This is a genomic window from Chitinivorax sp. PXF-14 (genome assembly GCF_040812015.1).
GTDB lineage: Bacteria > Pseudomonadota > Gammaproteobacteria > Burkholderiales > SCOH01 > JBFNXJ01.
In genome coordinates this window covers 208596-234550 of the sequence record NZ_JBFNXJ010000004.1, presented here as the reverse complement: position 1 = coordinate 234550, position 25955 = coordinate 208596, and the positions used below count along the sequence as shown (strand labels likewise).

At 60.1% G+C, this 25955-nt stretch carries 22 protein-coding genes; 2 read left to right on the top strand and 20 right to left on the bottom strand.

The features are described from left to right. Positions 1–109 precede the first annotated feature (109 nt). Entirely contained in the window at positions 110–859 is a 750-nt protein-coding gene (gene rpsB / locus ABWL39_RS07475; protein WP_367788621.1) for a 30S ribosomal protein S2, read from the bottom strand. Positions 860–1164: 305 nt separating this feature from the next. Here rpsB and map point away from each other — a divergent pair, with 305 nt between their 5' ends. Both map and ABWL39_RS07465 read left to right on the top strand, forming a co-directional pair. Beyond that, positions 1165–1968, top strand: coding sequence for a type I methionyl aminopeptidase (gene map, locus ABWL39_RS07470; RefSeq protein ID WP_367788730.1), 804 nt, complete (start codon positions 1165–1167; stop codon positions 1966–1968). A 6-nt stretch (positions 1969–1974) separates the two neighbouring features. Beyond that, positions 1975–4551, top strand: a complete 2577-nt coding sequence (locus ABWL39_RS07465) for a [protein-PII] uridylyltransferase (RefSeq protein WP_367788619.1) — start codon at positions 1975–1977, stop codon at positions 4549–4551. Positions 4552–4622: 71 nt separating this feature from the next. Here the strand turns inward: ABWL39_RS07465 and epsL are convergent, their stop codons facing one another. From epsL to ABWL39_RS07370, 19 genes are all read right to left on the bottom strand, one after another. After that, positions 4623–5837: an XrtB/PEP-CTERM-associated polysaccharide biosynthesis outer membrane protein EpsL gene (gene epsL, locus ABWL39_RS07460; protein WP_367788617.1), complete on the bottom strand. Its 1215-nt coding sequence runs from the start codon at positions 5835–5837 to the stop codon at positions 4623–4625. A gap of 108 nt (positions 5838–5945) precedes the next feature. Then, positions 5946–6644 (bottom strand): CAAX prenyl protease-related protein, encoded by a 699-nt coding sequence (locus ABWL39_RS07455; RefSeq protein ID WP_367788615.1) that lies wholly within the window; start codon positions 6642–6644, stop codon positions 5946–5948. 12 nt (positions 6645–6656) lie between these two features. Beyond that, on the bottom strand, positions 6657–7961 hold the full coding sequence (locus ABWL39_RS07450; RefSeq protein ID WP_367788613.1) for an undecaprenyl-phosphate glucose phosphotransferase: 1305 nt from the start codon (positions 7959–7961) through the stop codon (positions 6657–6659). 84 nt (positions 7962–8045) lie between these two features. Then, the gene (gene galE / locus ABWL39_RS07445) at positions 8046–9032 is read right to left on the bottom strand and encodes a UDP-glucose 4-epimerase GalE (RefSeq protein ID WP_367788611.1); all 987 of its coding nucleotides are present in this window, start codon (positions 9030–9032) and stop codon (positions 8046–8048) included. A gap of 187 nt (positions 9033–9219) precedes the next feature. Next, positions 9220–10560: a UDP-glucose/GDP-mannose dehydrogenase family protein gene (locus ABWL39_RS07440; protein WP_367788609.1), complete on the bottom strand. Its 1341-nt coding sequence runs from the start codon at positions 10558–10560 to the stop codon at positions 9220–9222. A gap of 290 nt (positions 10561–10850) precedes the next feature. Then, positions 10851–11990: a glycosyltransferase family 4 protein gene (locus ABWL39_RS07435; protein ID WP_367788607.1), complete on the bottom strand. Its 1140-nt coding sequence runs from the start codon at positions 11988–11990 to the stop codon at positions 10851–10853. Positions 11991–12046: 56 nt separating this feature from the next. Continuing rightward, positions 12047–12643, bottom strand: coding sequence for a DapH/DapD/GlmU-related protein (locus ABWL39_RS07430; RefSeq protein WP_367788605.1), 597 nt, complete (start codon positions 12641–12643; stop codon positions 12047–12049). Between the two features lie 3 nt (positions 12644–12646). Continuing rightward, on the bottom strand, positions 12647–13813 hold the full coding sequence (locus ABWL39_RS07425; RefSeq protein WP_367788603.1) for a glycosyltransferase: 1167 nt from the start codon (positions 13811–13813) through the stop codon (positions 12647–12649). Further along, entirely contained in the window at positions 13810–15315 is a 1506-nt protein-coding gene (locus ABWL39_RS07420) for a lipid II flippase MurJ (protein ID WP_367788601.1), read from the bottom strand. The genes ABWL39_RS07425 and ABWL39_RS07420 overlap by 4 nt, the downstream gene beginning before the upstream one ends. Before the next feature lie 11 nt (positions 15316–15326). Next, entirely contained in the window at positions 15327–16493 is a 1167-nt protein-coding gene (locus ABWL39_RS07415; RefSeq protein WP_367788599.1) for a glycosyltransferase family 4 protein, read from the bottom strand. After that, on the bottom strand, positions 16490–17623 hold the full coding sequence (locus ABWL39_RS07410; protein ID WP_367788597.1) for a glycosyltransferase: 1134 nt from the start codon (positions 17621–17623) through the stop codon (positions 16490–16492). The genes ABWL39_RS07415 and ABWL39_RS07410 overlap by 4 nt, the downstream gene beginning before the upstream one ends. Further along, positions 17620–18948 (bottom strand): O-antigen ligase family protein, encoded by a 1329-nt coding sequence (locus ABWL39_RS07405; protein ID WP_367788595.1) that lies wholly within the window; start codon positions 18946–18948, stop codon positions 17620–17622. The genes ABWL39_RS07410 and ABWL39_RS07405 overlap by 4 nt, the downstream gene beginning before the upstream one ends. A 31-nt stretch (positions 18949–18979) precedes the next feature. Continuing rightward, complete coding sequence (locus ABWL39_RS07400) at positions 18980–20212, bottom strand: cellulase family glycosylhydrolase (protein ID WP_367788593.1); 1233 nt, start codon at positions 20210–20212, stop codon at positions 18980–18982. Next, the gene (gene epsI / locus ABWL39_RS07395; RefSeq protein WP_367788591.1) at positions 20209–20901 is read right to left on the bottom strand and encodes an exosortase-associated protein EpsI, B-type; all 693 of its coding nucleotides are present in this window, start codon (positions 20899–20901) and stop codon (positions 20209–20211) included. The genes ABWL39_RS07400 and epsI overlap by 4 nt, the downstream gene beginning before the upstream one ends. Next, on the bottom strand, positions 20898–21782 hold the full coding sequence (gene xrt, locus ABWL39_RS07390) for an exosortase (protein WP_367788589.1): 885 nt from the start codon (positions 21780–21782) through the stop codon (positions 20898–20900). The genes epsI and xrt overlap by 4 nt, the downstream gene beginning before the upstream one ends. A gap of 10 nt (positions 21783–21792) precedes the next feature. After that, positions 21793–22698 carry a polysaccharide biosynthesis tyrosine autokinase gene (locus tag ABWL39_RS07385; protein WP_367788588.1) on the bottom strand — a complete coding sequence of 302 codons (906 nt, stop codon included), beginning with the start codon at positions 22696–22698 and terminating at the stop codon, positions 21793–21795. A 2-nt stretch (positions 22699–22700) separates the two neighbouring features. After that, entirely contained in the window at positions 22701–24128 is a 1428-nt protein-coding gene (gene epsF, locus ABWL39_RS07380; RefSeq protein WP_367788587.1) for a chain length determinant protein EpsF, read from the bottom strand. An 18-nt stretch (positions 24129–24146) separates the two neighbouring features. Beyond that, positions 24147–24944 (bottom strand): polysaccharide export protein EpsE, encoded by a 798-nt coding sequence (gene epsE / locus ABWL39_RS07375; RefSeq protein WP_367788586.1) that lies wholly within the window; start codon positions 24942–24944, stop codon positions 24147–24149. After that, positions 24941–25873, bottom strand: coding sequence for an EpsD family peptidyl-prolyl cis-trans isomerase (locus ABWL39_RS07370; RefSeq protein ID WP_367788585.1), 933 nt, complete (start codon positions 25871–25873; stop codon positions 24941–24943). Before ABWL39_RS07370 ends, epsE begins: the two co-directional genes overlap by 4 nt. Positions 25874–25955 lie beyond the last annotated feature (82 nt).

The following is a 25955-nucleotide window of genomic DNA, read 5'->3' as shown; positions in this document are numbered from 1 at the left end:
CAGCCTCGGCGATCAGCCCGGGCCAAATCAGATGGGAATTCGTTGTGCGCACCGGCGATATTCCGCCGGACGGCACATTCACAAAAAAGGGGCTGCCGCCCCTTTTTCTTTACTCGGCGGCTTGCTCCGCAGCCTGGACTTCGACAAATTCGTCTCCGCCCCCGACTTCCTTCGCTACGTTGCTCTTGCCTTCGAGGATCGCATCGGCGACGCCACGAGCATAAAGACGAATCGCGCGACTGGAGTCGTCGTTACCCGGGATCACGTAATCCACGCCTTCCGGGCTGTTGTTGGTATCGACCACAGCGATGACCGGAATGCCCAGCTTTTGCGCTTCGGTAACGGCACCCTTCTGGTAGCCGACGTCGATGATGAACAGCGCATCAGGCAGGCCGCCCATGTTCTTGATACCGCCCAGGCTCTTCTCGAGCTTTTCTGCGTCGCGTTGCAGGTCGAGCAGTTCCTTCTTGGTGAACTTCTCGCCAGCAGCCGGATCAGCCAGCGTGGCCTGCATGTCTTGCAGACGCTTGACCGATTGCTTGACCGTCTTGAAGTTGGTCAGCATGCCGCCGAGCCAACGCTGATCGACGAAAGGTGCGCCAGCGCGGCTAGCCTCTTCCTTGACGATGTCGCGAGCCTGACGCTTGGTGCCGACGAACAGGACAGAGCCCTTATTGGCGGACAGCTTCTTCACAAAGGAAATGGCCTGCTCGTACATCGGCAGGGTCTTTTCCAGGTTGATGATGTGAATCTTGTTGCGGTGACCGAAAATGAACGGGGCCATTTTCGGGTTCCAGTAACGGGTTTGGTGGCCGAAATGAACGCCGGCCTCGAGCATTTGACGCATGCTGACAGACATGGATGACTCCAATATTAAGGGTTAGACCTCCATCCGCCTTCAAGCTGCGCGCCCGTCAAACTGTCGTTTGGGCATTGCGCACACCCTTAATGTTGGCGGATGTGTGAGTTGATTAGCTCTCTACACGAAAAAGCTAATTTGCGATTTTAGCATTACCGGCCCGACTCGCTCAAGTACGCCGGCGGCCCGGCGACATGCAAAAGGGGCCGGGAACATTGCCACCCCTGGCGTGATCTCTTATCCTTGACGGTTACATTGCCCCGGCCACACCGACCCCTCCCCGGCCGCGGCTAGAATTTCAAGAGATACACACAGCCATGTCCATTATCATCAAGAACGCAGAAGATATCGCCAAGATGCGCGTTGCCGGCCGGCTCGCGAGCGAAGTCCTCGACTACATCACCCCCTTCGTCGTACCTGGCGTCACGACCGGCGAGCTCGACCGGCTGTGCCACGAGTACATGGTCAAGGAGCAAGGCACCATCCCGGCGCCGCTCAACTATGCGCCACCGGGGCATGCGCCCTACCCCAAGGCGATCTGCACCTCGATCAACCATCAGGTCTGCCACGGCATTCCCGGCGACCGCGTGCTGAAAAGCGGTGACATCGTCAACCTCGACATCACCGTGATCAAGGATGGCTACCACGGCGACACCAGCCGCATGTTCCTGATCGGTGAAGCATCGATCCAGGCCAAGCGCCTGAGCCAGATCACCTATGAATGCATGTGGCTCGGCATCGAGCAGGTCGCGCCCGGCAAGTCGCTCGGCGACATCGGCCACGCCATCCAGAAATATGCCGAGGGCAACGGCTACAGCGTGGTACGCGAGTTCTGCGGCCACGGCATCGGCAAGCAATTTCACGAAGACCCGCAGGTGGTCCACTACGGCCGCCCCGGCACCGGCGCCAAGCTGCAGCCCGGCATGATCTTCACCATCGAGCCAATGATCAACGCCGGCAAGGCCGGTATCCGCATGCTGGGCGACGGCTGGACCGTGGTCACCAAGGACCATAGCCTGTCCGCGCAGTGGGAGCACACGGTGCTGGTCACCGAAACTGGCTACGAGATCCTCACCCAATCGGCTGGCACACCGGCCAAACCGTTCTAGGCTAGCATGACGCATCCGGACGCCACCGCCCGCTTCGACCCCGCGCCGTGGCGCAAGCGCCTGGCGGATGGGCGCCAGCATCTGCGCGACATCCACGGCAGGAGCCGCGATGTGGAGCGGCTCTTGGCCGACCACAGCGATCTCGTTGACAGAGTATTGCGTGACCTCTGGGCCAGCTGCGGATTCGCCGGCGACGTCAGCCTGGTCGCCGTGGGCGGCTACGGCCGCGGCGAGGTCTACCCCTATTCCGACATCGACATCCTGATCCTGCTGCCGGACGCCGCCGACGCCGAGGTGCTGGCCAAGGTCGAGCGCCTGATCGGCCTGTTCTGGGATATCGGCCTCGACGTCGGCCACAGCACACGCACGCTGGCCGAATGCCTGGAAGAGGCTGAGCGCGACCTCACGGTGCAGACGACGCTGCTCGAAGCGCGCCCCCTGTCTTGCGAGCCGGCGCGTTTCGAGGCGCTGCGTTCACAATTGCATGTGCAGATGGACCCGCTACGTTTCGTCGAAGGCAAGCTGCTGGAGCAGGAACAACGCCACTCGCGCTTCCATGGCGTGGCCTACAACCTCGAACCCAACGTCAAGGAAAGCCCGGGCGGCCTGCGCGACCTGCAGACGGTGATCTGGATCGCCAATGCGAGCGGCGCCGGCACCACCTGGCGCGAGCTGGCGCAGCACGGCATTCTCTCCGCTGCCGAGGCGCGCCAGATCCACCGCGCCGAGCGTGTGCTGCAGGCGTTGCGCTCTGGCCTGCACTATCTGGCCGGGCGGCGCGAGGATCGCCTGCTGTTCGACCTGCAAAACCAGCTCGCCAGAGAAGCCGGCTTCGAGGATAGCAAGCTGCAACGCGCCAGCGAGCGGCTGATGCAGAACTACTACCGTGCCGCACGCACGGTGCTGCAGCTCAACGACATCCTGCTGCAGAATCTGCGCGGGCGCCTGATCTCGGTGCTGGCGCCGGTCGAGGTGCTCAACGAGCGCTTCTTCAGCCGCAACAATCTGCTGCTCGCACGCGATCTCGATCTGTTCCAGAAAGACCCGTCGGCGATTCTCGAGGCCTTCCTGCTGCTGCAGCGCCATTCCAGCCTGACCGGCCTCGGCGCCAAGACCCTGCGCTCGCTGTGGAATGCACGCGGCAAGATCAATGCGGAGTTCCGCGCCAACCCGGCCAACCAGCGGCTGTTCATGGAGATCATGGCCGCGCCGCGCGGGCAGACGCGCGTGCTGCGCCGCATGAACCTCTACGGCATTCTCGGCCGCTACATCCCCGCATTCGGCAAGATCGTCGGCCTGATGCAGCACGACCTGTTTCACGTCTACACGGTGGACGAGCATATCCTGATGGTGGTGCGCAATCTGCGCCGCTTCGCCGTGCCCGAATTCACCCACGAATACCCGCTCTGCTCCAAGCTGATCGAGGACTTCAAGAAGCCAGAGCTGCTCTATCTGGCCGGGCTGTTCCACGACATCGGCAAGGGTCGGGGCGGCGACCACTCGGCGCTCGGCAAGGTCGATGCTTATGAGTTCTGTCAGCAGCACCAGCTGCCGGAAGAAGACTGCGCGCTCGTATCATGGCTGGTGGAGCACCACCTGACGATGTCCTCGGTCGCACAGAAGCAGGACGTATATGACCCCGAAGTGATCGAGAACTTCGCCAAGCTGGTCGTCGACCAGCGCCACCTGACCGCGCTCTACCTGGTGACCGTCGGCGACATCCGCGGCACCAGCCCCAAGGTGTGGAACAACTGGAAAGCCAAGCTGCTGGAGGACCTGTTCCACGCCACGAGCCGCCGACTGTCCGCCGGGCAATACAGCCTCGTCACCTACCTGGAGGAACGCCAGGCCGAGGCCCAGGCGCTGCTGCGCTACTACGGGCTCGGCGACGACGCACACAAGACGCTGTGGAAGCAGCTCGACACGGTCTACTTCATGCGCCACGACGCGCGCGAGATCGCCTGGCACACCCGGGCGCTGTACTGGCGACCGGAGACCGACGAGCCGGTAGTCAAGGCCAAGCTGTCGGACGACGGCGCGGGCCTGCAGGTGCTGGTCTACGTCAAGGATCAGGCACAGCTGTTCGCGCGCCTGTGTTCGTTCTTCGAGCGCTCGCGTTACAGCATCGGCGAGGCCAAGATCTACACCACGCGCCACGGCTATGCGCTCGACAGCTTCTACGTCTTCATCCCCGAGAACAGCGAAGAGCATTACCGCGACCTGATCGCCCTGCTCGAGTTCGAGCTTACACACCGCCTCAAGCAGCAGACACCGGTCGAGCCGCCGATGACGGGACGGCTGAGCCGACAGCTCAAGTACTTCCCGCTGGCGCCACAGGTCAACATCCGCACCGACGACAAGCAGAACTACTACGTCATGTCGATCATCGCCGGCGACCGTCCGGGGCTGCTGTCGCGCATCACCAGCATACTCAGCGCCTGGCAGATCAGCATCCATTCGGCGAAGATCAGCACGCTTGGCGAGCGCGCGGAAGACACCTTCCTCGTCACCGGTCCGGCGTTGAGCGACAGCAAACGCCTGGTGCAGGTCGAGAAGGAGCTGCTCGACGTGCTGAGAACCTGAGCGGCCCGCCTGCACACCAGAAAAACAAAAGGGGCATGGTGCCCCTTTTGTTTTTGCGCAGACAGTCAGGGTCAGAAGGAGGCCTTGACGAACAGCGACGTCATCCGGTCCCGGTAGTTTTCCACCGCCTGGTTGGATTCGCGCTTCTCGCGCGAGTGGGACAGGGACAGCACGACATTGGTCAGCACCTCATAATCGGCCGACACGCTCAGCATTTTTTCCTTATCGCTACGCTGCTCCACGCCGACAGCCGTCGCCGGCGCGCCCGCGTACTGCAGCCGCTCCTGGCGCCAACTGAGCTTGGCCTGAACCTTGGGCGTCACATACCAGGTCGGCTCGACATTCCAGCCACGGCGGATCGCGTAGCTTGAAAAGGCCGACTGCTCGTCGCCGCCGATCTCGCGCCAGGTGCCGGTAACGAAGCGCAGCTTGCCGCTAAGCAGCCAATCCAGCGCCAGGCGGCCGGTTGCGCCACTGAAGTCGCGACCGTTCAACTGGTGGTGTTCGCGCTTGGTCTGGCCAGCATAGGCCGACACGGTGGCCGTCTCGCTCGCGCGCCAGTCGGCGGTCAGGCGCAGGTCGCGCTGCGTGTAGCCGTTGTCGACCAGGAAGAACGGCAGGGTGATGGTGGGCGGCACCACCGGTACTTCGCGATTGGGGTAGTCCGCCGTGCTGCGCTTGGCCACCAGCGCGACCGAGCTGCCCGTCGTCGGCAGGTAGCGCAGGCCGGCCGAATAGCCACGGCTATCGTTATCGAGGTATTGGCGGGCTTGCAGCGTGTGGGTCGTCCGGCCATCGTCGGCCCCGGCCTCGACCTGCCATTCGGGCTGGAAGCGGTAGAACACGCTGGCATTGAGCCGCCTGTCCTTGGTCTCGTCGAGCAGCTTCTGATCCAGATACTTGAGCTGCACCGGCTGGCGTTCGTCGGCCCACCCGAGCTTGCCGCCGATGTCGGGCGTCAGGCGCCAGTCCCAGCCGGCAGATGCTCGGTGACTGCGGTAATTGAGGTCGGTGAAGCGGTCGAAACGCACGTCCTGCACATCGAGGCCGGCGGTAAACGTCTGCAGGCTGACCGGCAGCTTGAGCTGCACGCCGGCCGCCAGGATGCGAATCTTGTCCGCCTCTTCGCCGGACGCCGAGTCACGGCGCAGCAGGTTGCTGTCACGCTGGTAGCCGGCCTGCACATAGGTCGTCACGGTATTGTTGTCGTCGGCAAACGCCCACGCCGAGCCGCTGAGGGCAGACAAGGCAGAGAGGACGAGCCACGGAAGGAGTCTTGGAGTCATATCAATCTCAAACATCAATATTGGGCGAAGTGGGATCACACTCGCGCGGCGCCCCATGCGCCTCGGCACGGGGCGTGAGGATAGCCGTATCAGGCGCGGCGGCAGGCATTACCAGAACTGCCAGGCCCCCTGGCTGACCACCCACCAGCCGAGCACACCGTTGGTCACGGCATGCGCCACGATCGGCGCCCACAACGAGCCGGTGCGGCGATACAGCCAGTTGTAGGCGACACCGGCGACGATACCGGCCAGCCATTGCTGGTGTTCCACACCGAACAGTACGGCGGTGATCCAGAACGCGCGTGCGTCGCCCCGGCGTGGGTCGACCTGCAGGAAAGCCGGGCTCGACAGCCAGCGCAGCAGGAAGGAGCGCCAGAACAGCTCCTCCATGACCGGCACCACCAGCGCGGCGCCGAACCATCGCACCGCGACCTGCGCCCAGTCAAGCGAGCCATCGGCGGCAAGTGGGCGATAACCGGGCATCTCCCCCATGACCATCCAGCCGTCCACCAGCACGATCCACAGACCGAACACGACCAGGCCGGTAGCGAGCGACAGCAGCCAGGTAGCGGCCGGCAAGCGCCAGGCGCGCAATTCGCCGTAGTCACGCACGAAGTACAGCAGCGCGGCCACGACAGTCGCCACCTTCGCGCCATAGAGCCAGTTCGATGCCCACGCGTCGAGCGCCAAGGCCTTGCTCAACCACGGCGAGGCGGCCAGGAACACGAAATACAGGGCCATCGGCAAGATGCGTGCGACGGTGGTGCGCGGGTAGCCGAAAATTAATGCGCCTTGCGATTTGTTCATCGTCGCATCGACTCAATATGCACGGGCATCCTTGAACACCAGCAGCACGGTACGCATGATGATGGCGATATCCAGACGCAGGCTCCAGTTGCGCAGATATTCCAGGTCGAACTCGACACGCTTCGTCATGTGCTCAAGATCGTCCCCGCCACGATAGCCGTTGACCTGTGCCCAACCAGTAATGCCGGGCTTGACCTTGTGGCGAACCATATAGCCGGGGATCAGCTTGCGATACTGCTCGTTGACCGCGACGGCGTGCGGCCTTGGGCCGACAATGCTCATCCGGCCCTGCAGCACATTGAGGAATTGCGGCAGTTCGTCGATCGAGGTCTTGCGAATGAATGCACCGACTCGTGTTACGCGGCTATCGTTGCGAGTGACCTGTTTGTACACCTGATCTCCATCTTCCATGACGGACATCGAGCGGAACTTGTAGACCATGATGTCGCGCCCATCGAGACCATAACGGCGCTGATTGAAGAACACCGGTCCCTTCGATTCCAGCTTGATGGCGAGCGCCGTCAACAGCATGATCGGGGAGATACCCAGCAAGATCAGCGACGACAGGAGAATATCCGAGCAGCGCTTGAGGAACTGATTCATCCCGTAGAACGGGGTCTCACACACGGCGACCACCGGAATATCCTTGACCCGGTCGAGTCGAGCCTGGATCAGGTCGAACACAAAATAATCAGGCACGAAATAGATCGACGCGGTGGTGTCGCGCAAATCATCGAGCAACTTCAAGATGCGAGGCTGGGAAGCCATCGGCAGCGCGATGTAGATGCGGGAAACCTGGTGCTCCTTGACATAGCTGGCAACGTTGCCAAGCCCACCAAGCATCGGGACCGGCGGCGTCTCACCGAGGCGTTCGACGGAACGGTCGTCAAACACCCCCAGCAAACGCATGCCGAGACTGCTATCCCCTTCGAAATTACCCGCCAGGCGACGGCCGGTTTCGTTGTAGCCAACCACAACGGCACGCGCAACTGACGACTCATCCTGATAGACCCAATCAAAAACCTGGCCGACGATTTGATAGGCCATGGCCATGATCAGCGGAGTTGCCCCGCCCCATAACATGATGGCCCTGGGCTCGAAGTTGTGTATGTAGTCGGTAGCAACACCAAGCAACACCAAGAGGCCGGCCACGAACAACCAGTTCGCATACAGATCGATTATCGCCCCCACGTCGACCTTGTTGGTCCAGCGCCCCGGGAATGTCAGCAGGAACATCAGCAGGCAGGCCACGAAATCATCCGACCCCAGCGGCTGGCCAAAGATTTTCGCCGCACCCACCCAGCAGACCACGGCCACGGCCGGCTCCACCAGCCATTTGACCAGTTCCTTAGCGTTCGGGTCTGAGCGGAACAGAATTTGTGAGGACTTATCTGTCATGGCTTACCCCTTCCGCGCCTCAAGCTGGCGTTGTTCCCAGGCCCAGGCATGCTTCACGATGGTTTCCAGGTCGGCAAACTGCGGATTCCATCCCAACACCGCCTTCGCCTTGGTGGAATTTGCAACCAGCTTTGCTGGGTCACCCTCGCGGCGGGGACCATCCACAACCTCGATCGTCCGGCCAGTTACTCGTCTGGCAACCTCGATCACCTCGGCGACCGAATAGCCGTTGCCATTGCCCAAATTGAACTGCTCGCTGCTGCCAGTGTGCAGCAGATGCTCAATCGCCAGGCGATGTGCATCAGCCAGATCGCGCACATGGATGTAGTCGCGAATGCAGGTGCCGTCTGCCGTCTGGTAATCGCGGCCAAACACCGAAATGTTCGGGCGATAACCGGATGCCGCCTGCAATACCAGCGGAATCAGGTGGGTCTCCGGCTCGTGGCGCTCGCCAATGCGAGCCTGAGGGTCGGCACCAGCAGCATTGAAATAACGCAAGGCGACGGATTTCAGGCCGTAAGCCACGTCGAAATCCGCCAGCATGCGCTCCACCATGAGTTTGGAAGCGCCATAGGGATTGATCGGCGCCTTGACGTGCTCCTCGTCAATCAGGTCAGTCTGCGGAACGCCGAATACGGCAGCAGTCGACGAGAAAATGAAGCGCTTAACGTCATGGGCCACCATCGACTGCAACAGGTTGAGCGTATTGGCCACATTGTTGCGGTAATAGATGGCGGGATTGCGCACCGACTCGCCCACCTGGATGTACGAAGCAAAATGCATTACCGCATCAAAACGCTTCCTGGCCAGGACCGCATCGATCGCATAGGGGTCAGCCAGGTCACCGTGAACGAATTCACCGGCAATAACCGAATCGCGATAGCCGCTGGAAAGATTGTCGAAAGTTGTGACATCAGCGCCATGCTCAGCAAGTAGCGCCACCATGTGCGAACCGATATAGCCCGCGCCCCCAATAATCAATACGTTCACTGTTAACTCTCATTATTAATTTGGCATGACGTCACCATACCACCAAGACGTCACCAATGCTTTTAGCATACTCTCGAAGCAATCGTGCGTGTACAGCGATCAACTGGCGTGAATTTACCGCTGCCGCACCGTACTCCTGCCTGGACTCTGGCGCCTGGCGCCGAATCCCATCACTTCCGTTTACGACTTACTGGAGAGCCGACACCTGCTGCCGCCCAATCGGGTAATACTCAAAGCCCGCCTTGGCCATCACATCCGGTGCGTACAGATTGCGGCCGTCGATGATCACGGGCTGCTTGAGCGTGCCGCGGATGCGGTCGAAATCCGGGCTGCGGAATTCCTTCCACTCGGTCACGATCACCAGCGCATCGGCCCCCTCGATCGCCTTGGCCGGGCTATCGGCATAGTGCAGGCCAGCCAGCTCACCGATGGCGCGGCGGGCCTCGTGGATCGCCACCGGGTCGTAGGCCACCACGGTTGCGCCACGCTTGACCAGCTCATCGATGATGACGCGGCTCGGCGCCTCGCGCATATCGTCGGTATTGGGCTTGAACGCCAGGCCCCACAGGCCGAAACGGCGCCCCGCCAGGTCTTCGCCGAAGCGCTTGACCACCTTGTCGATCAGCACGCTCTTCTGGCGCTCGTTGGCGCGCTCCACCGCCTCCAGCACTTCCAGATTCATGCCGTAATCGGTCGCGGTGCGCTGCAGCGCCTGCACATCCTTGGGGAAGCACGAGCCGCCGTAACCGGCGCCCGGATACAGGAAGTGGAAGCCGATACGCGGATCGGAACCAATCCCCTGGCGCACCAGCTCGATGTCGGCACCCAGCTTTTCGGACAGGTTCGCCAGCTCGTTCATGAACGAAATGCGCGTCGCCAGCATCGCGTTGGCCGCGTACTTGGTCAGCTCGGCGGAACGCACGTCCATGAAGATCAGGCGTTCGTGATTGCGCTGGAAAGGCGCATAGATCGAGCGCATCAGGTCGCGTGCGGTATTGTCCTCGGCGCCGACCACGATGCGATCGGGACGCATGAAATCCTCGACCGCAGCGCCCTCCTTCAGGAATTCCGGGTTCGACACCACGCTGAAGCTCTGACGCAGGCCGCGCTTGTCGAGCTCGTCCTGGATTGCGGCCTGCACCTTGTCGGCCGTGCCCACCGGCACCGTGGACTTGTCCACGACCACTTTGTACTCATTCATGTAGCGGCCGATATTACGTGCGGCAGCCACCACATATTGCAGGTCGGCGGAACCATCCTCGTCAGGCGGCGTGCCCACCGCGATGAACTGGATCGTGCCATGGGCCACGGCCTCTTCCACATTGGTGGTGAAGCGCAGACGGCCAGCCGCGGCATTGCGCTTGACCAGCTCCTCGAGGCCCGGCTCATAGATCGGAATACCGCCGTTGTTGAGCGTTTCGATTTTCTTCGGATCGACATCCAAACACAGGACATCATTGCCGACATCGGCCAGGCAGGTGCCTGTTACCAGACCAACATACCCCGTACCAACGATTGTAATTTTCATGGCGTCCACATCCAATTACTAACAATTCAAATAGTTAGACCTGATGTCGTCACGATCGACATCCAGCCACAAAATAGCTCACCACCATCGCAAGCACACAAACCATGCGGGCGGAAGATCTTGCAAGCGATTATTAAATCAGCGATCTGAAATACATACTGGGCGAGCGCCATTTGAGCAAGGCGTGCTCCATCCACTCATAAAGGCTTTTTACTCAGGAAAGCATAATCATCAGACGCTTTAACTAAGACAGATACATTCACCAAAACAAGGTAAATCCCGGCCTTTAGTTATTCCGCAAGAATTTCTTTCTGACGAGCTTCGATAGCCATGTTTACCTTTTCAACCAATTGCCGGCGGAATACCTCAGGAGAGAAAAGCAATGCACGTTCTCGGCAATTGGCTGGCAAAATAGATGCCCCCTCACGCTCGAACACGGCGATCGCCTCGACAATCGCATCGATCGTCTGCTCCGGGAAAAATACACCTGTCGGCTTATCCGCCCCCAGGCCGCGAACCGATTCAGTCACCCCGCCCTTGCCGTAAGCAATGACCGGCGTGCCGCATGCCAGCGCCTCGACTGGCGTAATGCCAAAATCCTCTTCCGCGGCAAAGACAAATGCCTTTGCCCGCTGCATGTGGTCCTTGAGTACCTCGAACGGCTGATAGCCAAGCACCGAAACATTCGGGCCTGCAACGGCCTTTACCTGATCAAACTCCGGTCCGGCACCGATGACGACGAGCTTCTTATCTGGCATCTTGCTGAACGCCTCGACGATCAGCGGAATTTTCTTGTAAGGCACCATGCGTGACGCCGTCAGGTAGAAGTCTTCCTTCTGTTCCTTGAGCGTGAAGGCACTGGTATCGACCGGTGGATAGATCACCTCGCTATCCCTGCCATATACCTTCTTGATGCGGCGGCCGATGAAACGGGAATTGGCAATGTAGTTATCGACACCACTACCGGTGCGGTAATCCCACATACGGATGTAGTGCAGCATCTTGCGCGCAATCCAGGACTTCAGCCCCCGGGTCAACCCCGCCTCCTGCAAATACTGGTGCTGCAAATCCCAGGCATAGCGGATCGGACTATGCACATAGGAAACATGCACCTGATTGGGGCCGGTCATCACGCCCTTCGATACCGCATGGCAGCTACTGAGCACGACATCGTATTGCGTGACATCGAGCTGCTCGATCGCCAACGGCATAAACATCAGATAATTGCGGTAAAGGCGTTTTGCGAATGGCAGATGCTGAATGAACGAGGTTTTGACGGGCTTGTTCTTGACGATCCAGCGATCCTTTTCTTCAAGTACATCGATCAGTGTGAATACGTCAGCATCCGGAAAGCACTCCAGCATCTGCTCAAGTACGCGCTCACCACCACCGACACCGGTCAACCAATCATGAACAATCGCGATTTTCAACAGCAACCCCCTACAATAACACCATCAATTTTTAAAGCAAAAACAACGCTAGAAAATCACGTGCTCAGCCTGTTATCACCATCATCAGCCCAGATATTTTTTATTAATCTGGCTGGGTTACCAGCATATATGGAGCGACTAGCCAGAGGTTTCGTCACAACGGAGTTAGCACCAACAATTACATTACTCTCGATTTTTACACCCTTGGTAATTACAGTATTGGCTCCAACCCAACAATTTTCTCCGATCACAACCTTAGCTTTAATATACCCTTGATCTTTGAATTTCTTATTTCTTTCTGAATATGCATGATCAGAATCAAATAAAGCGACACTTGGTCCAAACATACAATCGGCGCCAATATCTACTTGTTCATGAACATTAATTATGCACCCTGTGTTAAAAAATGTTCCAGACTGGATTCTTAGCTTTCCGCCAGAGCACATCACCCTGCAATTATCATCAAAATAGACGCGGCCATTTGAAGTTTCTATTTCTAAAGTACCGCCACCGACAACTCTGATATCGAAATTCTTACCAAAGTACACCTTAAATAAATTAAACCTTACATCACGCCCATACTTTGCTTTAATCCACAAAGACCTAGCTAATGCAAAGAGGAATTTCGGCTGGAAAAATTTTAGAATACTCATACACTAAACATGCTCAGCCACGAGCTTCATCATGCGCTCTGTGCGTTTTTCATAAGTCTGTTCTTTTGCCACATCGAGCCGTTCGTCGACGCTTGCCGTCCGGCCCCCCAAAGCTTGTTCAATGCCAACAGCAAAGTCCCGGGCATCGTCTGCCAGATAGGCAACATGTTCATAACCTTGCAAGGCATGCAGCCTTGTCGACACGACCGGCTTACCCGCCGCCAAGTACTCAAAAAATTTCATGGGGAACATGGACTTGGTGTACTCATTCAACGCGGCTGGCAGGATGGCCACGTCGAAACCCTTGAGATAGGCTGGCAGGCTGTCATAGTCTCGCGGGCCGATCAGATGCAGGTTCGGTAGCCCTTCCAGAATGCTTGGGTCGGTCCACGGGTCGCCCTCTCCCACCTTGCCAATCAGCACGAGCGACCATTCCGGGTGCATTTCCGCTACCGCGCGCACCAGCTTGAAGTCCATCTTGTAGCCGCTGATCGCGCCGATGAAGCCGATGCGCGGCCCCTTGATTGCAGCCAGATCGGCGGGCAAGGGTGTGGTCGAGTCACGCGCAGCGGCAAAGTGCTCGTAGTCGGCGACGTTGGAAAAGTAATAGGTGCGCGGATTGAGCGCCTTGCGCGTTTCCAGCAGGTGTTCTGCCGTGACGAAGCACAGGTCCACGCCGCGTACCAGCTCATGCTCGGCGGCCTCGATCTCTTCTGTAGGCATGCCCGGCTGCGCCTTGATCTCGTCTACGCAGTGATAGATGGATTTTGTAAAACCCTTGTCGCTGATCAGTCGTGGCGTCATCGGGTTGTAGGTCCAGAAGATTTGTGGCTTGATGCCGAGCCACTTCATCCATAACCGCAAGCCACCGTTGAGCAGCACCCGATTGAGCGAGCGGATGAAACCATAACGCTGGAACGGTATGACCAGCGGCGACCACACCCAGATGTTCTCGCGCACGGCTTGCGGTGGCCGCAGCGACTTCTTGAGACGCCGGAAAATGCGCTTCAGGTCCTGGGCGCTGGCGGAGGGCCTGCGCAGGCCAAGCGAATCGATGTACAGCACCTTATGGCCGCGTCGGGCGAGCTCGACGGCAACATGCTGCTTGTTGGTCCAGAATGGATTGTCCCAATCCGCAGTCGAGAGCAGAACGATGTCTTCGCGCTTCATGCCCGTCTCCTAATCATGTCGAAAATCTCCAAGACTTGGCGCCGCAAGAGGGGGATCAGCAGCAGCGCAGCCCCCCAGAAACACAGCGCGCAGAGCATGGCCGGCACAAGCTGCCTGGCCGCCAGCGGAATCAGCCAATGGACCAGCGCCAGATAGCTTCCCGCAAGCAGAATCAGCAAGCCAAGCGGTTTCGCCAGCACGCCGGCAATCTTCAGGCGCCAGACGCCGAGGCCAAGCAGCAGCAAGCCGTAGAGCGAGGCACCGACACCGAGCGCGGCAGGGCCGAGCCAGCGATAGGCCAACAGATTGAATGAGACGTTCGACGTCAGCGCCACGGCCACGATGGCAACGGCCTCGCGATTGCGCATGCGGGCGTTGAGAAACTTGACCAGCGCGTATCCCGCCACTTGAGCCCACAGACCGATGCCAAGCCCAGTCAGGATCAGCTGCGTGGTGTGCAGCGAGCCTTCGTCAAATGCGCCACGCATGAACAGCAAGCGCAGGATAGGCTCGGCGCTGGCCAATACCACCGCCGAAATCGGCAAGGAGACAAGGATCAGCGTCAACAGCACGCTGCCGGCCTTGCGGCGGAACGCCGCCTCGTCCTCCCGAGCAAACCCGGCCAGGCCGGCCAGGCCAAACGGAACAGCCAATAGCAGCACGGCTGTTTCGGAAATGAACTTGGCGTAGTCGAGCGCGGCCACGACCTGATCGCCAATCAGCGACGCAACGATACGCTCGGTGCTGAAATGGATTTGCAGCAAGACGGGGATCAGCAGCAAGGGCCGCATGGTGCGGCCGAATCCACGCAGGATGGCCCATCCGCCATCAGCAAGGCGCCAGCGAAACGGCAAGGCGATGTCGTGGCGCATGAGAATGCGCTTGCCCCAGAACGTCAACACAACGTAGGCACAGGAGAACCCTGCCGCAATCCAGATCGGCTGGCCAAGGCCGAATGCCAGCAAACTGCCGGCAATCAGCCCGACGCTCTGGATGGAGGCACGTGATGCGGCGAGCTGCCCGCCGCCGTGAGCCATCTCGACGCTGGCATACAGGCCGGTCAGCACGTAGGCCGGGATCGCCACCGAAAAGACCCGCAACAGGTCGACAGCCATCGCGTGAGCGGCGGCGCTGAACCCTGGCGCCAGCAGGCTGACCCATAGCGATGCGCCAACCGCCAGCAGCAGTGCGGCACACAGGGCGAACCACAGGAGGACCCAGCGTAGGGCATCGAGCAGTTCATGCGCCTTCTCCGGTGCCTCTTGCAACAAACGGCTGTATGTTGGAATAAAGCCGGCATTCAACGCCTCGGACACCACATAGTGCACGGGGATCAACATGGCGGCCTGGGCCAGCCGGAAGGCAGCGGCCACCACGCCGGTACCGAACAGCCAGGCTGCCAGCAGCTCACGCCCGATACTAAGTACCTTGCCTACCATGCCCCCTAGCAGCAATGCCCTGACCAGGCTGAACATGCCGGTCTTCTGCCCGGACGCACTCATCTCGGCCGCCGTCACGCCACACCTAGCTGTTCGTAGTAGCGCTGGGCGCAGAGTGCCAGGGTGTAATCGGGCAGCAGCAGCGAAGCGGAAGCACGACGGCCATTTACGGCCGAATGCAGCTGCGCCGCCATGGCGGCACTGTCTTCCGCCTTGACATAGCGGATCGGCAGCTTATCGTCGAACACCCCCCTGGTCAGATCGGACACGACGCAAGGCAGGCCAACCGCGAGCGCTTCCAACACATTGAGCGGTAAGCCCTCCTGACGCACGGTAGGAAACACGAATGCATCGCCCGCAGCGAGCAAGGCTGGAATCTGTTCTCGCTGCACGGCGCCAGTAAAGCGAACCGCACCGTTCAACCCCAGTTGCTGGGCTAGTTGCTCAAGCCGGGTACGGTCAGGGCCGTCACCGATCATCAACAGCTTGGCCTTGGCCTCTTTTTGCCGGAGCTGGGCAAAACCACGCAAGGCCCACTCCCCGCCTTTTTGCGGATGCAGGCGTGCGGCATAGGCAATCACCTTGTCCTCGCCCACCCAGCCCGACTCCTCGCGCACACGGGCGCGGGAGATCTGATCGGGACGGAAGACGCTGGTATCGATACCGTTGCGAATCACCTCATACGGCTTACCGCTCACCATCCAGTTCAAGGGCCAGGCGTCGAACTGCTGGCGAATCACATCGCCGACCAGCACGAAGCGATCAAAGCCGCGATAAATGGCAGCATCCTTCGCCATCCAGTAGAGATTCTTGACCGACTTTGCCCATTGCACCGGATTGCCGGAACGCCATTTGGAAACAAATTCTCCGAGCGAGGTCCCGTGGGCTTGAAACACGAAACGGGTATCTGGCATGGCAGACTTGAGCGGCAACAAGCCGGCCGCTGCCGCACTGATACTCAGCACGGCATCGACCGACCCGAGCTGCTCGCTTACATACTGGCGTGATGCCTTCCACCAGGCAGCGCCATATTTTTCCGCAGGCGCGGCAGACAGCGGCACCACGGTTGCGCCATCGCCCTCGAATGGCTGCTGGCGCCCCTCGATGGCAGTTGTGAGCACCGTGACCCGAAAACCATCGCGGGCGAATTGCCCAACCAGATCCCAGGCCACAGCCTGCATGCCGCCGATGCTATGAAACGGTAGGGAGCGGGACAAGACCAGAATGTGCTTGCGGCTCACAACACCCCCTCGTAGAGCATTTCAAGCTTGGCGGTCTGAACGCGCAAATCGAACTCCGTTTCTGCCAATTGCCGGGCTGCCTCCCCCATACGCTGACGCAAGCCTGCGTCGCCGAGCAGGCTGTCGAGCGCCTCGGCCATGCCATTGACATCTCGTTCTTCCACGATATAGCCGGTCTCCCCGTCACGAACCCCCTCCGGAATGCCAGCGTGACGCGTCACGACGGCCGGCAGGCCGGACGAAGCCGCCTCGAGCAACGCGATCGGCAGCCCTTCGGAATCGCCGGAAGCAGCGGTGACGCTGGGTAGGCAAAACACGGAAGACTGTTGCATCCAGCGCCGGACTTCGCCATGCGGCTGCATACCAAGAAATTCGATGGCGTGGCTCAAACCGCAAGCCGCCACCAGTTGCTGCAACTCGCCACGCAACGGACCGTCCCCGACGATCACCAGCTTGGCCTGCGGATGCCGTTTTGCGATCTGGCCAAACGCCTCGATCAGGTAGCGAGTACCCTTCTTTTCCACGAGGCGAGCCACGTGCAGGATGTATTGCTGATCGGGGTGTTCCCGCCGGATGCTGAACTTCGCCGTATCCACGCCGATGTAGTGCTGCACCATCCGCGCTTCCGGAAAACCAAGCGCAAGCGTGCGTTCGTAAATGAACTTCGAAACGCAGATAAACAGGTTGCCTCGTCGGGCAAGCCGCTGGCGGTTGAGTGCGTAGTTGACCCAGGAAATCTTCTTGGAAGACAGCAGGTCGGATTTGTTGAGGGTGACGTCAAAACCATGCAGGGTCGTGACCAGCGGCACGTCCAGGCGTTTCGCGATATCGGTCGCGTACATGCCTTCCACCCCGAAGTGGGCGTGAATCAGCTTGACGCCGCGCTCGCGCATGGGCGCTACGAATGGCATGCCTCGCATGAGCCCCATGTAGCTCAATAACCGGATGCCGGTCAGTCGAGCCGGGATCAGGTAGTCAGCACCGCTGAATGGCGTGCCTTCCAGCTTGCGCCCGACAAAGACCGGGGCAAAGCCAGACAGTGCGGATGCCTGTTCGGTAACAAAGGTCTCCGATGCCTTGAATAGCTGGTGTCGGAAAATGGCTACCGACCGGCGCGGCGTATCCGTCATTCGGGTTGAGAGTTCATTTCGCATGCAAACAGAAGTCCGATAAACGTCGCAAAGATAGGGGTCAGATGTGCTTCCCCCATGAGTCCATAGTTTTCACCAAGGCTCTGGATGAAAAACCACAAGTAGGCGCCGAGGCACCCCATGCCGAGTTGGGAAATCAGCGGGTTACGCGAGAGGCTGAAGCGCAATAGCGTGAGCAGGGTGGAAACAACGAAAGCAGCGCCAGCAAGCACGGCGGGCATGCCACTGTTGGTCCACAAGATCAAAAAGGCGTTATGCGGTGGGAAATTGGGGTTAACGCCATTTGCCAGCGCATAGAGGGGGAAGCGCTCCTCCCAGCCACCAAAGCCGAGCCCGGCCAGTAAATGCTGGTGCGCCATGCTGGCGGCAAAACGCCAGATCACGACGCGGGAGTCGAGCGTTTCGGACGACTGTTTGAAAAAGCTGCTGTTGGCCAAAAATTCGTGGCCGACTTCCCAACCGATGATGCCGAGTACCAGCGCACCAAAGATCACCATGACGTGTAGCACGTTGAAACGCCTGACTCGCACCATTTCCCACAGCACGATCAGGCATGGAACAACGACCGCTAACGCCATACCTGCCTTGGAACCGGTGCAGAACACCGCCAGCCAGTCGATCACGGCAACCACACGGAGCCATGGCCTGTCCACAATCTTGGAAAGATACCAGGCAATCACGGCACTCACGCCCAGGAAGACGGAGGCCACATTGGCGTTAAGAAAGAATCCGCCAGCCTTTGCGGCATCCAAGATGGTAACTGTGCCGTCGAACATGCCATCCAATGTATTTGGCGAAATAAAGAACCTGGCTACCGGAGAGGTCAAAAAGCGGAGCTCAACCGACGGCGCAACGCGGAACAAGATCGTCAGTAGCGCCTCCACGACGGTAAACGCCATGAGCAGGCAAAGCACGCGCAGAATGATGGTACGATCCTGCCGCGCAATGAGATAACTCGACGCCACCAGGAAAACAAAGGTCAGCAGGTAGATGACCTCGCGAATCCCCTTCACTGGATTGGAGGACCAAGCCAGGCTGAGCAATAGCGTGCCGCACAGCAGCAGATACCAGCGCATCATCCAGAATCGGGAGCAGGCCCCGCCCCCGCGCCAGAGGCTGTTGGCAGCCCCCAGTGCAGAAAGGAAGGACAGCGACGGGAAGATACCCCCGAGCGGCACCGTATACAGCTGGAAAACCGATGCCGTGGCCGATACTCGCCACCATGCCTTGGGCGCGATCAGCAGCCATGCGGAAAGCGCGATAGACAAGCCGGTGAGTGCCAGGATGACGTAAGTGATTTGCACTGTGTTTCGATCTCTATACCAATGATGACGCTTATCGGATGACCATCGGCTCTTGCGCGTTGGTCACCGTAGCGGTCAACGCCATCGTGGTCATCGATGTCGCACCGGGAACGGAAGTAACCTTGGAAATCGGCGTTGGCGTCTTGCCGGCGACATAAGTCGGGCTCGATATCGACTCGGAAAACCAGATCACATCGGCGATTTTCTTCTGCGTTGCATCTTTCAACGTTACCGTGTACTTGTTGCCGGACTGCGTGGAGCTGAAAGCCGTGGCAGTTTTCATCAGGCTGGCAAGACCGGCGAAGGTATTGGCGGCAGGCTTCACAGCCATATCCCAGGTGAAGATGCCGAAGTTGTGCTCCTTGTTGGTCAGGCTGGCGCCCTGATCACGTGCGCAATACCACCAGACACCCTTGATGTAAGGCCGCGAGGCAGCCAGCAGGATGAAGCGTGGCAGATACCACGATGCAACCTGCGGTGATACGCCATAGGAGCCCTGATAGTTGGGCCAACCAATTTCGGTAATGTAGATCGGGACCGCACCGCCAGATGCGTCGCGCAATTTCGCCTCGATCGAGTCAAGGTAAGTCACCAAGTCTTCCGGCGCGGTGCCGCTGGTATGGAAAAAGTTGTAGGGGTGCAAAGAAACCGCGTCGACATAGTTCAAGCCCCCAGCCTGGATGAAGGCATCGATGAACCCTTTTTGCAGGCCATCATCGGATATGCCGCCGGACAGCACGACAACAGCCGGATTAACCTGTTTGACGCGCGGATAGGCAGCTCGGATCAGCGCGACATAGTCCTCGGGGGTGGCGCGCGAAGTTGATCCGGTTTGCGCATCCCATTCATTCCAAAGCTCGACGAAGCGGGCCTTGGTCTTGAAATAGTCGGTCACGTACGCTGCATAGCGGGCATAGGCCGCAATCGCCGCCGGGCTGCGCGGCTTGTCGCCGCCGTCATACAAGGGATTGCCATAAGCCAGGATAAGCACGGGCTCCATACCCAGTGCCAATGCCATGGCCACCCGCTGATCAATCGCCCTTGGCATCGAGAGGCTCCCGGAGGTTTTCTCGATGTCGCGCCAGGGAACGTCCAGCCGGATCGAATTGGACCCGACATTCTTCGCTGAGTTAAGAATCTGGTTGGAATCGTTCACGCTGACGGAAAGCCCAAGGTAGAAAGGCTTTGCCGGCAGTGTCGCATTGGCGCAACCAGCCAGGCACACCATGGATAACAGCCAAAGCAGTTGTCTTACGTATTTCATATCGCCCCCACAAGCAGTGACTTGGTTGAGTTGGGAACTGACGAGTAAAGATCTCTCAGAAACTTCTGCTGTAGATCAAACGAAGGTTCGATCGCATCTTCCGTTGAGACCACACTTGAAACGCGCACGAGAATGCCATCCGGAATCCGGCCATTCAGACCTTCCTGAAGAATGACCCGCCTGGACTGCCAGGCGCTGGTAGAGATACTGGAACCGATGCGGATCCAGTAAGTCACGGGTTCGACTCGGGTACGACTGTGCGTCAGCAGGTGGTTGGCCGGCACGACGCGTTTATCGTCCAGGGCAATCGAGGTGGATGGCTTCGCTACAACGCTGAACCCCTGCGCGTAATAACACAGTTCCGGTCGGTGTATCTTGGCCTCCTGATGCTGTTCCTTGCCATAGGCAAGTGCCAGCATCACGGTGCGACCAACGGAATCAGTATAGGTTCTGGTCAGCGTATCCGAGTAAACCGAGAGCACCTGCTGGTTGCGATCATCGGTGTTGACCGTCAACGAGGCCGGATCCACATTGGAGACAACCTCACGCCAGTCCCCAAACGCCCGAGGAATCTGCTGCATCAGCGACTGCTCGGAACGCTCAGAGAATTGCCGCGTGGTCGGCTCGAACAGCTGGGCCAGTGCGGCTGCACACACCATCAGCAAAGCAAGAAGAATGGTCCGCCTCATTTATGCGCCCTCGCCACTCTTGCAAAGACAAAGGCCACAATGTTGTCAAACAGCAGAAAGCCGAGCATCAACACCGCGATTTCGAGCGCGCCGGCCCAGTCATGCACTTGCTGCCCCACCGCATCGCCACCGTAGTAGGTAGACAGCACCAGCGCGGCAACCCGGCCGATATTGGCGATGAACGCAAACGGCAGGATGCCGAGCACAAGCATCAGGTTCTGCAGCTTGTTCGGGTAGTTGCGGATGTAGGTATAAAGCGTACCGATGGCCGTCAGTGAAATCATCGAATTGAGCCCGGAACACGCATCAGCGATGAACATGCGATAGGGCCCGATATTGAGCACCACGCCATCGCGTGCGATCGGATAGCCCATCTGATACAGGCCGTTCTCCACGATGTTTGAGACAAGCATCTTGAGCGGCACCAGGATCGTATCCAGCACCGCGCCAGGCAAGGGAACGATAAACGCCAGGAACAACACGGGATACCACATCGCCAGTGCACGACGGGTTCCGCTCATCACGAACAGAACCCCTGCCACGACTAGCAAGGCGCTCCCTATGTCGAGCACAGGCAAGTCCTGCGAACGGCCGATAATGTAGACAGCCAGCCCCAGCACCAGCAGCGGCACGCCTAAGAGCCAGTTGGGATGGGCGTCCTGCACGAGCCAGGTGTCCCGCTTCATCCAGAACAGCCAAGCAGCGATGGCCAGCGAGATCGGCTGGTGCAGGTGGTCCTCGCCGCGCCACAGGCCATTGAACTGGGCCTGGATGGTCGGCACGAACATCAGCAGGAAGGCGATGCCGACCGGCAGCCAAAGGCGCAGCAGCGCCCCCGCGGCCGGTTTCAACGTGTCGCGCGGTTCGATGATTGTCGACATGGGCTACTCGTCAGAAGCGGTTCAGCACGCCACCGCAGATTTCGACGCCGCTGGCCCGCATGTCTGCGCTGAGCTGGCTCAGGCGCTTGATGTGGGCGTTGTCCTGGTGCGACACGACGATGGTGCCGCGGCAGCGGCTGGCGATCATTTCGTAGTCGGCACCAAGCTGAGCGGCGGGGCAATCGACGAGCACGACGTCGAAGTATTCGCCGAGCTTGTTCAGCACATCGAAGAAACGTGGCCGCGCCAGCAACTCCTGCGGGTTGGGCGGAACAGCTCCGGCCGGGATCAGCGACAGGTTGCGTACCTCGGGCACGGCCACCGGCAAGCCCTGGCTGCCACGGCCGGCGAGCCATTCGGTCAGACCGCTGCCGGCCAGTGCACCGAAAATATCGGTGACGCGCGGGAAGCGCAGGTTGCCGTCGACCAGCACGGTGCGCAGGCCCGCCTGGGCGAACAGCACGGCCAGATTGGCGGCGGTATGGGTGACGCCCGACCCGCGGTCGTCCGCGCCGACCGCCAGGAACTTGTTGCCGTTGCCGAACCAGCGCAGCAACAGGTGGCCGCGCAGCGTGCGCAGTGCCTCGGCTTCACGGCTGAACGGGTCGTGCAGCACGCTGAGCTCGGTCGACAGGCGGGTCTGGCTCGGCTCGATCCAGCTGAACGAGAACTGCTTGGACAGGCCTTGCAGGATGTCCGCCTCGCGCACCAGGCCCAGCTTGACGGCGGCCTCGCCAAAGCGCAGCCCCTGCTCCTGTTGGGCGGCGGTGATCTTGTCGATGTCCTCGCGTTTCAGCTTGCCGCTGTCGATGAGAATGCGGCCGAGCGCAGCGCTGCCCCCGAGGGAGTTTTGCGCGCTCGTCTGGCTGGCGGTGTCGTCGTCGAACTGCATGGATGGATTCACTCGCGTATTCATGATCAGCGTGCTCCCAGCAAGGTGTCGGGAATATCACGTTTGCCGCGCCAGTTACGACGCCAGAAGCGCTTGGTCGATTTTTCCGCACCAGGCAGGATGGCGAGCACCGGCACGCCGAGCGCCATGGCCAAGTCTTCCGGTCCGCGCACGCGGCGGTCGAGCATTTCGCGCACCACAGCTGCATTCACGCCGAGGAACAGGCCGAGGATGATCGACAGGAAGATGTTGAGCAGCACCTTGGGCGACGACGGCAGCGAGGGCTCGATGCCACGTGTCAGCAACACGATGTTGGTCTGGTTCGACTGGCTTTCGAGCTTAGTCTGGCTGGCGCGCTGCAGGGCCGCATCGTAGGCGCGCTGGGCATTCTCGACTTCGCGGGTGAGCAGGGCCATTTCGTCGCGCTGCTTGTTGAGTTCGAGAATCTTGGCCTTCTGCGCCGCCATTGCCACACGCAGATCGCCTTCGCGGCGCTGCTGCATCTGCGCGGTGTTGACGATGCTGCTGCTGGCCGTCTTGATTTCGGCATCGAGCTTGCGGCGGATGCTTTCAACCTGAGCGGTGGCGTTCTTGACCGACGGGTGGTTGCGGTCGAGCTTTTCGGTCAGCTCGGCCAGCTGGGCTTCGGAGCGCGACAGGTCGGCCTTCAGGTTCTGGATCAGCGGGTTGTTCAGGATGTCGGGAATCGCCGAGGTCGGGCCGGATTGGGCCAGTTGGCGCTGGCGCGACTCGGTGTCGAGTTTCTGCCCCTGCGCATTGATGACCAGGCTGGACAGCTCGGCGAGCTTGGCGTTTTCCACGTCCAGGCGCTCGTCGACGGCAACGATGCCCTTATCCTGCTGGTAGGCGGACAGCTTGCGCTGCGAGGCATCCAGGCTGGTGCGCAGGCCCTTCAGCTGCTGCTCGAACCAGTCGGAGGTCTGCTTGGCCGGCGCCACGCGCAGCTCGAGGTTAGTCTCGATATAGGCGTCGACGAAGGCATTGACGACCAGCGTTGCGAACTGCGCGTTTTCATTGGAAAAGCTGATGTCGACCACATTGCTGTCACGCGACGGCTTGACGTCGAGCTTTCTCAACAGGATATCCGCCAACCAGTAGCGGATGTCGCCGCGGCCTTCTGTATCGTCCATGAACTGCTGTTTGACCAGCGGGTTGTCCGCCAGGTGCAGTTTTTCCACCACGCGGGCTGCCACGGTGCGGCTGGTGATGACATCGACCTGCGTCGCCATATAGCTCGGCATCATGGCGGCAGGCGCCACCAGGCCGGTCAGCTGGTCGCCGGTCTTGACGTCGACCAGCACGCTGGCGGTGGAGGTGTACTTGTTCGGCCATAGCAGGCTGAGTACGGTCACCAACGCAACGATCGAGAAGAAGGTCACGAAGACCGTCTTCCGCCTCGCGCGGAGAATGATTAGGAATTGGCTCAGGTTCATGGACAGTCGGGCCTCAAATTAGAAAACGCGCTCTTTGACGAACAGCACGTCGTCAGGCTGTACGGGATCATCCAGGCCGATCGACACGGTCTGCACCGCGCCCTTGGCGTCGCGGCGCTTGACCACGATGCGGCTGTCGCTGCCGCGCGGCGTCAGGCCACCGCCGAGCGACAGGGCCTGGGAAACGGTCATCTGGCGCTCGATGCGGTAGGCGCCGGAGCGCTGCACTTCGCCGTACACGTAGAACAAGGGCGCGCGCGGGACGTAGATGACATCGCCCTGGCCGACGTTGAGATTGAGGCTGACGTCACCCTTTTGCAGCAGTGCGAGCAGATCGATTTCGCGGCGTGTGGTCTTGCCGTCATGCTGCTGGATCAGCACGATGTCGTCGGCACCTTGCGGGTCGGCGCCGCCAGCCATGGCCAGCAGGTCGGACACGGTACTGCTGGTGTCGAGTGCGTAGCGGCCCGGGCGGTTGACGTGGCCGAGCACCGATACCTGCTTGCTGCGGAACTGGGTGACGAGCACCGATACCTCGGGCTGCTTGACGAAGCCGCCACGCTTGAGCGCATCGGCAATGCGTTGGCCGGCAACAGCAGAGCTGATGCCGGAAACCGGGATCTCGCCAACCAGCGGGAACACGACCTTGCCGTTTTCGCCGACGCGGACTTCGGTGGCCAGGTCCGGCTGGCCATAGACACCGATCCTGACGATGTCGCCGGCACCGAGCTGATATTCGGCCTCGGCGGCCCACAGGCTGCTCGCACCCAGCAGGCTGGCGGCGACGAGCAGTGATTTGATCGCGCGGCGCATCATTTGAGCGCTCCCACACCCTGGTTGATCGCCTGCTCATGGCTGCCTGCGGCTGGTGCCGGTGCGGCTTCGACCTTGACCGGGGTGGCGGTGTTGCCGACATCGGCAAACTCGCCCTGATAGCTGACCTGGACCTTGGACTTGGCTTGATCCATCGCCGTCTTGACCTTTTCCATCTTGACCTGGTTGGTCAGATAGGTAGAAATCAGGGTCTTCGCCTTGTCGAATTCGACCGGCTCGGCACGCGTGCCGTCGACCTCGATGACGGTAAAGCCCTTGGCGCCCGGCAGGACGATCGAACGCTTGTCGGCCAGTGCGGCCAGCTTGGGCAGGATCGCCAGCGGCAGCTGCTCTGCGGGCTTGTTTTCCGCGCCCGCCGCCACCTTGGCGCCGGCCTGTTCGAGGTAAGACTTGATGCCGTCGATCGGCTCGCCGGCTTCGCTCTTCTTCCTGACGTCATCGAGCCACTTGGCACCGTCGGCGACGCTCAGCTCGTTGAGGCGGTAAATCTTGCGCTGGGCGAACAGCTCGGGGTGTTCGTTGTAGTAGGCCTTGACCTTGTCTTCGGCCACCGGCGGCACCTGGCCGACCTGGCGTTCGAGATAGGCCTTGGCCAGCACCTGGCGCTTGGCCGTTTCGAGGGCCATCAGCACATTGGGGTCGCGGTCGAGCTTGGATTCGATCGCCTGGTTCGCCAGCAGCTGCTGCTCGACCAGACCCTTGAGCACCTGGCGCTTGGCCTCGGCAATACGCTCCTGTGGCACGCCCTGCAAGCCGCCGAGCGCGAAATTCAGCTGGTGTACGGTGACCTCGCTGCCGCCGACCTTAGCAACGACTTGAGATGCATCAGCGGCACCTTCCTTCTTACCACATGCGACCAAGCCACCCAATACGGGCAAAGCCAGCACTAGCGCAATCTGCAAACGACGCACGATTGATTCCCCCAACCCATTTCTAAAAGTCAAAATTTGCCTATGCCGCCCCGCTGGGCCGGCACGAACGATTCAGTACATC